General features: G+C 37.4%; 12 protein-coding genes. 3 read left to right on the forward strand and 9 right to left on the reverse strand.

Annotation, left to right across the window (positions count from 1 at the left end):
* Positions 1–47: 47 nt before the first annotated feature.
* The 8 genes from AC1DPQ_RS05880 to AC1DPQ_RS05915 form a co-directional block, all read right to left on the reverse strand.
* Positions 48–962, reverse strand: a complete 915-nt coding sequence (locus AC1DPQ_RS05880; RefSeq protein ID WP_477579245.1) for a Ppx/GppA phosphatase family protein — start codon at positions 960–962, stop codon at positions 48–50.
* 243 nt (positions 963–1,205) lie between these two features.
* Positions 1,206–1,922: a DUF72 domain-containing protein gene (locus AC1DPQ_RS05885; protein ID WP_477579247.1), complete on the reverse strand. Its 717-nt coding sequence runs from the start codon at positions 1,920–1,922 to the stop codon at positions 1,206–1,208.
* Positions 1,923–2,490: 568 nt separating this feature from the next.
* A complete protein-coding gene (gene dnaJ, locus AC1DPQ_RS05890; RefSeq protein WP_029278682.1) occupies positions 2,491–3,651 on the reverse strand; it encodes a molecular chaperone DnaJ in 1,161 nt (386 codons plus the stop codon).
* A gap of 89 nt (positions 3,652–3,740) precedes the next feature.
* Positions 3,741–4,322 carry a nucleotide exchange factor GrpE gene (locus AC1DPQ_RS05895; RefSeq protein ID WP_029278681.1) on the reverse strand — a complete coding sequence of 194 codons (582 nt, stop codon included), beginning with the start codon at positions 4,320–4,322 and terminating at the stop codon, positions 3,741–3,743.
* Between the two features lie 128 nt (positions 4,323–4,450).
* Complete coding sequence (locus AC1DPQ_RS05900) at positions 4,451–5,134, reverse strand: cell division ATP-binding protein FtsE (protein WP_477579251.1); 684 nt, start codon at positions 5,132–5,134, stop codon at positions 4,451–4,453.
* Between the two features lies 1 nt (position 5,135).
* Entirely contained in the window at positions 5,136–5,339 is a 204-nt protein-coding gene (locus AC1DPQ_RS05905) for a fructose-6-phosphate aldolase (protein ID WP_477608383.1), read from the reverse strand.
* A gap of 51 nt (positions 5,340–5,390) precedes the next feature.
* Positions 5,391–7,337 carry a gliding motility-associated C-terminal domain-containing protein gene (locus AC1DPQ_RS05910; protein ID WP_477608385.1) on the reverse strand — a complete coding sequence of 649 codons (1,947 nt, stop codon included), beginning with the start codon at positions 7,335–7,337 and terminating at the stop codon, positions 5,391–5,393.
* 76 nt (positions 7,338–7,413) lie between these two features.
* Positions 7,414–8,430 (reverse strand): acyl-CoA reductase, encoded by a 1,017-nt coding sequence (locus AC1DPQ_RS05915; protein ID WP_477579254.1) that lies wholly within the window; start codon positions 8,428–8,430, stop codon positions 7,414–7,416.
* Positions 8,431–8,508: 78 nt separating this feature from the next.
* On the opposite strand from AC1DPQ_RS05915, the gene AC1DPQ_RS05920 reads away from it, so the two are divergent.
* Positions 8,509–8,859, forward strand: a complete 351-nt coding sequence (locus tag AC1DPQ_RS05920; RefSeq protein ID WP_025143125.1) for a 4Fe-4S dicluster domain-containing protein — start codon at positions 8,509–8,511, stop codon at positions 8,857–8,859.
* Positions 8,860–9,182: 323 nt separating this feature from the next.
* Here AC1DPQ_RS05920 and AC1DPQ_RS05925 read toward each other — a convergent pair whose 3' ends face one another.
* The gene (locus tag AC1DPQ_RS05925; RefSeq protein WP_477608387.1) at positions 9,183–9,635 is read right to left on the reverse strand and encodes a universal stress protein; all 453 of its coding nucleotides are present in this window, start codon (positions 9,633–9,635) and stop codon (positions 9,183–9,185) included.
* A 110-nt stretch (positions 9,636–9,745) separates the two neighbouring features.
* On the opposite strand from AC1DPQ_RS05925, the gene AC1DPQ_RS05930 reads away from it, so the two are divergent.
* Positions 9,746–10,531 carry a C40 family peptidase gene (locus AC1DPQ_RS05930; protein ID WP_477579258.1) on the forward strand — a complete coding sequence of 262 codons (786 nt, stop codon included), beginning with the start codon at positions 9,746–9,748 and terminating at the stop codon, positions 10,529–10,531.
* A gap of 39 nt (positions 10,532–10,570) precedes the next feature.
* Positions 10,571–11,329: a carboxypeptidase-like regulatory domain-containing protein gene (locus tag AC1DPQ_RS05935; protein ID WP_477579260.1), complete on the forward strand. Its 759-nt coding sequence runs from the start codon at positions 10,571–10,573 to the stop codon at positions 11,327–11,329.
* The last annotated feature ends 19 nt before the right edge of the window (positions 11,330–11,348 follow it).

Below are 11,348 nucleotides of genomic sequence, written 5' to 3' on the forward strand. Positions count from 1 at the left end.
TATATAGGCTAAACTCTCAATGATCCATATCCTGTATGGATCATTTTTTATATCAGGCTGGCCAAAACACCCATCTTTAAATCGTAAGTAGAAAGCGTTAAGCGGTTTATTTTACATCGGCCTAAAACATAATTGGTAATTAAAGCCGCAATCACAATCATATCTATCCTTAAAGGGATCATTCCAGGCATTTCCGCCCGTTCTTTATGCGTAGCATTGAGTAGTTTGATCGAAGTTGCAATGTAGTCGTCGAAATTGAATGCGAAAGTTTTGGCAGTGTTAATATCCGCTTTTAAGCTGTTTTTTCTAATAATAAGCTCGGCAAATGTTTCGAATGCCCCAGCAGATCCGATTAAAATTTCTGGATGGTATTTTTCACAGATTTCGAAAAGATCTGCCAGTTGATTTTGAATGTGAAATAAAATGGCATTTTTCTCCTCGTCGGCTATGGGATCTGATTTAAAGAATTGCTGCATTAAACGTGCCGCCCCAATGTTATAACTTTTCTTCCAGATCAGTTTTTCGGGATCGCACAGGATAAATTCAACACTTCCGCCGCCTATATCCATAATCAAAGATATCTCTGTAATTGCTCCGCTCAGTTTTACACCTTGGTAAATTAATTCAGCCTCTTCATCGCCGCTAATCGTTTCGATGCTTATTCCAGTTCTTTCTTTTACAGCATCAACAAAATCTTGCCCGTTTTCTGCGCTTCTAACCGCCGAAGTAGCGGTAGCCCTTAGCTCACTAACCTGATATTCAGCCATTGTATGGCTAAACGTTTCAAGGCAGTTCACACCTCTTTCAAAGGCTGCAGGAATGATAATATTGTCGTTAATTCTTCCTTCGCCCAATTTAACAGGCACATTGGTTTTGTATAAAATTTCAGGCTGATTTCCTGTTATTTTAGCAATAAGCAAGTGGAAAGTGTTCGTGCCCAGGTCGATAACAGCAATGCGCATAGTTTATAATTTTGTGTTTTGGAAAGCTTTACAACGGTTCTTTGGTAACTATTTCCTGCTATCCATTAAATCTCGTTATTGTGGGTGCTAAATTAAGGGTAGTAGAGTTAAATACCATAGCTATCAGGCTTATTTTATTCAGGTTTGTCGGTTTAGGTAAAAATAACAGTGTCCTTTAAGCGGTAAATCGCTGCCTTTATTCCCGTGGTGAAAGATGGTAACATCTGACCTCACAAAATAAACCTATTTCACTAAATCCTGCAATTGTTTCGCATTATGTAATGCTCCAACTCCCCAGGTATTGTTAAAATATACAAAAATTTCGCTTTCTGTATCCTTGATCTGATTTTTGAAATCCTTAATTACATTGATGTCGTATTCTGATTTGTAAAGCACAGGCTTCCCGTGAAAACGGTAATACACAGTTTCTGCATTCTGAATTGCATCATCACGTAGGGCAGAAGGGTAGCTTTGACCGCTAAATATGATGTTTTTTTGAGCGAGGTTTTTATAAATTTCTTCATCAAACCAACTGATGTGACGAAACTCTACCACATTTTTAAAATCAGGTCTTAAATTTTCGATCAACAGATTTAACCGTTCTACACTATAATCAAACTTTGGCGGAAACTGAAACAGTACACAGCCCAATTTCTCTTTTAACCCAATTTGAATGGCCTCGTAAAAATCGTTTATGAGTTGCTCGCATTCATTGAACTGTTTATAATGTGTAATCAGCCGGGGTGCCTTAATTGTAAATAAAAAATCACCCGGACTTTCACTATACCATTTATCGAACGATTTTTGCGTTGGCATTTTATAAAAAGTAGAATTGATCTCTATTGTATTAAAGTGCTCGCAATAATACTTAAACCAATCTTTTTGTGCCAAACCTTTTGGGTAGAAAATCTCTTTCCATTCGCGATAATAGAAGCCTGAGCAACCAATTCTCCATTTCATGTATAGAAAACAGACTATAAATGAAAAGGTTTATTATCCGTTATAGATTGCACTGAAAATAATTAATGAGATACCAATATAGCCGGATAACTTTAAATAGAAATTATTTCTCTTAGCTACAAAACCTATTATTAACATAATTAACAGGTAGAAAATTGAAAGTGTTAAAAATCCAGCAAACGGGGAATGATTGTTTTTTAATTGCGATTCTTTTTTTGTCGAAGCAAAGAAAATCTCAATCAGGACCGGAGAAATCCAACCGATTAAATACAATGCAAATATTACCGATGCTATTGGATACTTTCTGAAAGCGGTAGTGAGTTCGTTCATGTTTTGGGATTAATACCTGTTATATGGATATGGTAACCCAAAAACAAACTAAAATACCCGTGGTGTCAGATGGTAACATCTGATACAGAGAAATGGATTATCCATGTTTACTGGGATATTTCTTATAGTCAGGTGGTAACATCTGACTTCACTAAAGCATGGGTTTTGGTATGATGCTTTATATAAAACAAAAAAACCGATGCTTGCGACATCGGTTTTTCAATTTATATTTAATTAATTACTCGAAGTATTCTTTCATTCTTTCGAAGAAACTCTTATCATTTTTACCCGGTTGAGGCTTAAAGTTAGGCGATTCACGTAATTTCTCTAAAGCATTACGTTCGTCGCTACTTAAAGCTTTTGGTGTCCAGATATTGATGTGGATAATCTCATCACCTCTATGGTAAGAATTCACTTCTGGCAAACCTTTACCTTTTAAGCGTAATAATTTTCCGCTTTGTGTACCCGGATCGATTTTGATTTTTGCTTTACCATCGATGGTTGGTACTTCAATGCTCATCCCTAAAGCAGCATCAACGAAGCTTAAATGTAAATCGTAAACGATATTGTTGCCTTCGCGTTTTAAGGTTTCGTGTGGCGTTTCTTCAATTAAGATAATTAAATCGCCTGGGATACCGCCATTAGGTGCAGCATTTCCTTTTCCACTCATGCTTAACTGCATACCTTCACTTACACCAGCAGGAATATTAATGGTAATAGTTTCTTCGCCACGTACAACGCCGTCTCCATGACAAACTGTACATTTTGAGGTAATTTGCTGACCGCTACCGTTACAGGTAGGGCAGGTAGATGCTGTTTGCATCTGGCCTAAAATGGTATTGGTTACTCTACGCACCTGGCCGCTACCACCGCAGGTACCACAGGTACTTACTGATGATTTATCTTTCGCACCAGAGCCATCGCAGGTTTTACAAACAATTAGTTTATTAACCTTGATTTTCTTTTCTGCACCATGTGCAATTTCCTCCAGTGTTAATTTAACTTTTATACGTAGGTTAGAGCCTTTGGCTACACGACGACCACCACGTTGCTGACCGCCACCACCACCAAAAAAGCTTTCGAAAGGATTGTGACCGCCAAATACATCGCCGAAATTGCTAAAAATATCGTCCATGTTCATGCCGCCACCGCCGTAACCACCGCCACTTGCGCCACCAACACCCGCATGACCGTATTGATCATAACGTTGTTTTTTATCGGGGCTGCTTAAAACTTCGTAAGCTTCGGCAGCTTCCTTAAATTTATCTTCAGCAGCTTTATCTCCTGGATTTTTATCTGGATGATATTTAATCGCCATCTTGCGATAAGCTTTCTTTATCTCATCAGCGGCTGCGCCCCTAGTTACGCCTAATACATCGTAATAATCTCTTTTACTCATCTTCTTTATAAAATGATTAAATGATTGAGTGATGGAATGAGAGAATGTTAATTCAATCATTCAAAATTCAATCATTCAATAATTATTTTTTACGCTCCAACTACAACTTTAGCGAAGCGGATTACATTATCATTTAAGGTATAACCTTTTTCAACTTCGTCTATCACTTTCCCTTTAAGATCATCGCTAGGAGCAGGGATATTGGTAATTGCTTCGTGGAAATCGGTATTGAAAGGTTGACTGATGCTTTCTACATCTTTCAATCCTTTTTGTGCTAAAGTGTTTTTTAGCTTTGTGCTTACCAATAAAATGCCTTCTTTAACCGGGGCAACATCAGCAGCAGTTTCCATTGCTTTTAATGCACGGTCGAAATCATCTAAAACAGGTAAAAGTGACACAATTACATCTTTACCAGCCGTTTGCAATAATTCTACACGTTCTTTTTGTGTACGACGTTTATAATTATCGAACTCAGCGTATAAACGTAAATATTTGTCGTTAAGTTGTTGAACTTCCGCTTGCAATTTTTCTTCTGCAGATAATTCGGGCGCCTGCTCAGTTTCAGCGATAGGAGCATCAGTATTCTCTACATTCTCAGCAGTATTTTCTGATGTATTTTCAGGATTCATTATATTTTCTTCTTTATCGTTATTTTTCTTCTTATTAAACATAATACTGGGCTGAATTTTTTTGTGTTGATCTCAACTATTTTGCCATAAACGGAAATCAGCCAAGCTGTCAGATTTATTTGTATTTATCTGAACAGATTGGCTGATTAGCTGACGGATGTCAGAATTTTTTATACGATTTGTGCATCTTCGTGCACAATCCCATTCTCACATTTAATAATGCGCGAAGGGAAAGTACGGATGATATGGTAATCGTGTGTGGCCATTAAAACCGCAGTTCCAGTCTGGCTAATTTGTTTTAAAAGGGTTACAATTTCTTCTGATGTTTCCGGATCTAAATTCCCGGTAGGCTCATCAGCAAGAATAATTTCTGGATCATTTAACAAAGCTCTTGCAATAACAATACGCTGCTGCTCGCCACCAGAAATTTCGTGTGGCATTTTTTTGATTTTAGAACGCAAACCAACTTTGTCTAAAACATCTTTAATGCGTTCGTTAATTAGTTTTTCGTCTTTCCAACCTGTTGCTTTGAGCACAAATTCAAGGTTTTTTTCAATCGTTCTATCGGTAAGCAATTGAAAATCCTGAAAAACTACACCCAATTTACGGCGCAAAAATGGTACCTGACTTTCTTTTAGGTTTTTAAGGTCGAAACCAGCAATATTGCCTTCGCCATTACCAATATGTAAGTCGCCATATAATATTTTAAGCAAACTGCTCTTACCCGAACCTGTTTGACCGATCAGGAAGACAAATTCGTCCTTTTCGATGTGTAAATTTACGTTTGAGAGGACTAAATGTTTCTGTTGAAAAACATCAACATTGCTTAAATGAATTACTGAGTTGCCTGCCATATTATATTTCTAATTTTGCAATCTGCCCGAAAGGCAAACCTTTAACCATTTCCATAATGTATTCTTGCTTGTCGCCAAGTCCGAGTTTTTCCAGCGACTTATCAGGTCTATCAACCCTAAAATAAGCTAAAAGTGTAAACTTGTCATCTCTTAGCTGTACGTAATCTGGAATTTTGGCTATGCCTTTAACTTTAAYGATATACATTGTGTCCAAAAATAGCATTTCCAAATGATAAGCGGAAGTAAGAAGTCCTTTTTATCTCATCAGCATTACCCAGCCAGTATAGGTTTTAAAATCTTTGTTTAAATAAATGCTGTAATAATATGTTGCCGGAGGAAGATCTTTGCCATTCATTTTTCCGTCYCAGGCTTTAAAAGTTCCGTTGCTCTGGTAAACAAGCTGGCCATATCGGTTGGTTACTTTCACAATTGAATTGGGGAAAGATGTAATAGATGGAATATTCCAGCTATCGTTTACATTATCACCATTTGGCGTAAAGGTATTGGGGATTACCACTTTTGGATAAACCTTGATGAAAACCTCATCAGTACTACTGTTACAGCCTAAATTTGAGCTGGCATGTAAAGTATAGGTAATATCTTCAGTTGGTGTAGCAATGGGGTTGAGTTTGGTGGGATCATCAAGATAATCTGATGGTGTCCAGAAATAGGTAAAATCATCTCCACTCACTTTACCGTTTAAAATTGTTGATTGTCCGGTAACGATCGTTTGATCAGCACCTGCATCGGCCATTACATTTTTATTCACATTGACGGTGATTTCTGTGGTTGCAAAACAGCCACCATTGGAAACCTTTACAGTGTAAGTGGTTGTTTCAGTTGGCGAAGCAATTGGATTAGATGCTTGCGGATTGGAAAGGCCATTGGATGGAGTCCAGAGGTAAGAGCTGCCTCCTGACGCCTCAATTTGAACCGATTTACCTTCGCAAATGGTTGCGCTTTGGATATTGGTTATCGGAATTATTGGCGCTAAAACCTCAACGGTTGTTGTTGCAGGAGATGTACACCCATTTGCAGTCACCTGAACAGTATAAGTGCCTTCCATCGCTTTAGTTGCATTGGCAATAGTTGGGTTTTTCTCTGTTGATGTGAATTGATTTGGCCCTGACCATTTATAACTTGTTCCACCAGAAGCATTTAGTTGAATGGTGCTACTAATGCAAACCGGTCCAGAATTTTCTGCCGAGGCTGTTGGCAATGGGTTTACAGTAACCTTTATAGGCTCTGATATCGCCCTACAATAAGTTCTATCAATATTACCATTCATAGCCGTAATTAACCGATATTGATAGGTGCCAGCTATACGATTTGAAAAATCTATAGCAGCTTGTTTCGTTGTTTTGCCAGCAATGTCAGCCCAGCCGCTACCTGTACTTTCCTGCCATTGATAAACTGCGTTTGTATATCCTGCAGTAATATTTGCATCTAAAATGAAATTGTCGGTATTATCTTCACACATGTTTAATAAAGAGGCATTCGTGTTGAAAAATGGAGCGATAGCTGGGCCACAAGCTTGTACGGTGATATCATCCAAAGCAAAATCATTACCACTATTTGTTGGTGTGTTATTAACCAACTGTAAGATTACCGTTGAGCTATTGCTATTACTAAAGTCAACGGAATATTGATGCCATGTTCCATCTGCGGGTACATTTTCGGTTGGTTTTTCGCCTAATATATTATTATTGGGATCGGTTATACGCAAGATCATATTTGGATTTTGAGCATTGGCAGCAGGCGAATTTGTATTTAATACCCAAATGGATAAACGTAAAGTGGTATTTGGGCATAGATTATCCATTCGCTGCTCAAAAAATACAGTTCGAGTTGCTATACCATCAATTAAAAGCATCAAACCACTAGGATCTCCGGTATGATCAGCATGCGGCTGCCAATAAATGGGTAAGGGATTACCCGGTGTTGCAGGCGTTTTAACCAAACCCGATTGGTTGGCAGTTAAATTACGTGGGCTTACTCCCGGAGGACCAACAAAAGTTGTATAAGTAGAAGCGCCTGGTGCATATTGTGCCAATGGCCCATACCAGCTATCAGTATTGTTTCCCTGCCCAAAGGTCTGACTAATGAGTGGTTGTCCGAAGGTCCCGCTACAAAGTTGTGCTTTTACAAAATTTGTAAACAGGAGAATATAAAGAAAGAATAAAGCTTTTGATAGTGCGTGCATTTACTGGTTCAGATTTATACAATATTAAATAAATTTAAAATCTAAACGCATCAATAAGCAAAGTCACTCACCAATATTAGTTTAACCCATTCAAAAACTCAACGGTATTTACATTATCTGCATAGTCCCAAAGTTTGGGGTGCTGGCTTTGACCAAAACTGAAAGTATTTAAACTTAAAGGCGATTTGCTAATCACACATTGAATGTTTTCTGATTGGTTTTTCAGTTTATCTTCAAGCGCTTGCAGCTGCTCGTATTCTTCATAAAAAAGAACAGCCAAAGGCGATGTCAGGTTCTCATCTTCTTTTAATAACAAGAAACCATTGTCGAAGTGCTTGGCAGCATTAACCAAGTAGATAGATTTATTGTAATCGTAATTGTTATTGTATTTAAAGTGGTTGATAATAGGTTGAAAACTTTCTACGCCTTCGTAAAAATTTGCGATATCGTAACCTTTTGGAAAATAGATTTTAGAAACATTTCTACAGCCTAGGCCAAAATAATCAAAAATATCGTTACCTAGCTTTTGGATATCCTCGAAACTTTCCGAACCGTCTAAAACGGCAACACTGTTCCTGTTTTTTCTGATAATGTTGGGCACTTTACTGAAATAATAGTCGAAATAGCGAGATGAATTGTTACTTCCGGTTGCAATAACAGCATCAAAATCTTTTAAGCGCTCTACATATTCTATTTTATCCTCAAAAGCAGGTTCTATTTTAACGAGTTCTGCAATTACGGCTTTAATTAATTTATCATCAGCCGAAGAAAGTTTGATTAAAGCAATATTACCTGTGGCCAATACACTTAAAACATCATGTAAACCAACTAGGGGGATATTCCCTGCCAGGATTAAACCCACCTTTTTTGGAGTGGTACTAAACTTAATCGATTTGAACCAAATGGCCAAATCAGCCTCATTTAACATCTCAGCAAAAGATAAAATAGATTTTTTTATGTTTTCTGCAGTAAACCATGCATTAGTGCTTTCAGCGGTATAAAATGCATTTCCTAGTATGTCAGTAGGGTTTGTAAGCAATTTACCTAGTTTGTTGAACGCGATTATTACTTTTTCTTGAGTTAATGCTGACATATTTAGAATTATTATTAAGTGATTATATCTTATATTTGCAGCGCAAAGGTAAACTAAGCAAAAGAATTAGACGAAAACATGGCGATTAAAATAACAGATGAGTGTATAAATTGTGGGGCTTGCGAACCAGAATGTCCTAATAACGCAATTTACGATGCCGGTACTGCATGGCGTTTTTCTGATGGTACAAATTTAAATGGTATCATTGATTTTGGTAATCAACAAATTGAAGCTGATGCAGCTCAAGAAGCAGTTTCGGATGAAGTTTATTACATTGTATCCGATAAGTGTACAGAGTGTAAGGGCTTTCATGATGAGCCTCAATGTGCGGCAGTTTGCCCGGTAGATTGTTGCGTAGATGACGAAGATATCCGCGAAACAGAAGAAGAATTATTAGCTAAGAAAGCTTGGTTGCACCAGGAAGGATAAGCTTATATCACATATTTTAACAAGAAAGTCCCGCAAATGCCGGGACTTTTTTTGTTTAAAACTGAATTTAATTAACAGTTTTTAGTTTCCGATAGATTTTCTGCCAAGGAAGCACAGCATAACGCGGAGATGTTTTTGTTTCGTGTTAAAGAATTTTCGGTTAGCGGTTTGCAATTACCAATGAACAATCGCTAAAATCTTAATGTCCTTAATTTCTTAATGTTCAGAGATGGAAACAGCAACTAATAAGCAATAAATGAGTATTCAGTTTTTAGTAGGCAACTTGCAGTTACTAATGAACTATTGGCCAGTTAACCAATGAACTAGTCTATGTCACATTTATTAGGAATAATCAAAACCGGACAAGCAGATTTTCTCGCCACGTGTTCGGCAACGCTTCCCATTAAAAAATGGTACAAGCCCGTACGTCCATAAGTGCCAATAACAATTAAATCAGATCCCCACTCGTCCGATTGTTGGATAATACCATGCGCTGCGGTATCAACAACACTTAAATAAGTGGTTTTTGTACCTTTACTATATTTCGTCTCCATTTCTTTGAGCAAAATGTGGCTGTTTTCTTCGCTATTGTCGTATGTCTCTAAAAACACTGGCGCCAAAGTTAAGTCGGGGTTTACATTGGCGGGAATAGGCTCGATAATGTTAACCAATGCTACTTCTGCTCCAAATTTTTCAGCCATGTCGTAACCGGCTTTTGCCGCTTTTTCTGAGCAGGTACTGTTATCAACGGCAATTAATATTTTTTTAAAATTCATGGCGAGCATATTTAAAGGGTGATCATCATAAAAATAACAAATTTGTGCGCAAAATGTTAGGCAATGGATGTATTTTATTAGTTTTACAATAGTTTCACGAGCATATTTAAATGGAAAATCAATACGGTATTTGTAGGGTTGCTGTAGCACCTTTGAGAGCAGATGCATCAGATAAAGCAGAAATTGTTTCGCAACTTTTATTCGGCGATCATGTAGAAATTATTCAGAAAGAAGAACGTTGGTGGCTCATTCAAAATGGCTACGATGGATATGAAGGCTGGATGGATTTCAGACAATTGGCCCCGATTACCCAAAGCCAGTTTGTAGCAATGCACGATTGTAAATTGCTTGCCCCATTAAGTTTCAATAATGTGCTAACAGCAGCTGATGGAAGTTCATATCATTTAAGTCCGGCAAGCAACCTTCCTTTTTTAAAAGAGGGATTCTGTTATGCTGGAACGGAAAAATTTAAACTGAATTTCGAAGTATATAATAATAGTGCTGTGGATTTTACCGATAAAGTTACTGAAACGGCGAAATTTTTTCAAAATATCCCGTACCTATGGGGTGGAAGGAATTTGTTTGGCTTAGATTGCTCTGGTTTTGTACAAACCGTATTTAAAATGTTGGGTATTAAGTTAAACCGAGATGCCTCACAGCAAGCCGAACAAGGCGAATTGGTTGGCTTTTTGGCTGAATGCAGGGCTGGTGATGTTGCTTTTTTTGATAACGACGAAGGCAGAATTACTCACGTAGGTATCATGCTCAGTCCAAATGAAATTATCCATTCCTCAGCCAAAGTAAAAATTGATCCAATTGATGATCAAGGGATTTTTAATAAGGAATTGGGTAAATATTCGCACAAGCTCAGAATTATCAAACGTTTTGTGGAATAGTAGCCGAAAATGTATCCTATATAAAAGATACATTTTTTTATGCCATCTAAATTTAAAATTCAAATCTCAAATCCCTGCCATGAAGAGTGGGCGGCAATGCAAGCTGATTCAAATGGAAAATTTTGTGGGCCCTGCCAGAAATCTGTAGTAGACTTTACTCATTTTACTGATGCAGCGCTAAAACAATGGTTTAACCAAAATCAAGGGGAGAGTTGTGGAAGATTTAAGCCAGAGCAGCTTGATCGTTTAATCCGTGTGAAAGAGAATTATAAACTCAATAGATTTAAACCAAACCTGATTGCAGCATCTTTGCTGGCTTTTTTGAGTGTTCCGAAGTTAAGTGACGCCAAAGTAATCAAAACACCCTTTAATCAAACAGATCGATACCGCAAGAACACTTCTTTTGAAAAGAAAATAGAAATTTTAGGCGATACCTTAAAAACAATAAAGGGCAGGGTAATAGATAAAGATGACAAGCAGCCACTTCCTTCAGTATCTGTTATGGTAAACAACCGGTTAGCTTTTGCTTCTACCGATCAAAAAGGAAATTTTGAAATTAAGTTGCCTGCAAATTTCGAAGATGAAAATTGTATTTTAACCGTAAGTTACATTGGCTATAAGCCTTTGAATTCGTTGGTAGATTTAGCTGACAATAAAAACCTGAATCTTGAGCTATGTCTTAGCGGTGAAATTATGGGAGATATTGTTGTGACTAGAACGCCCTTCTGGAAAAAAGTATATTTTAAAATGAGAAATCTACTTCAAGATATCAATCCGTTTTATACGAATAAAAAATAGCTTAGCTGCGCTACAGGTC

The organism is Pedobacter sp. 01T416_2, assembly GCF_056398925.1.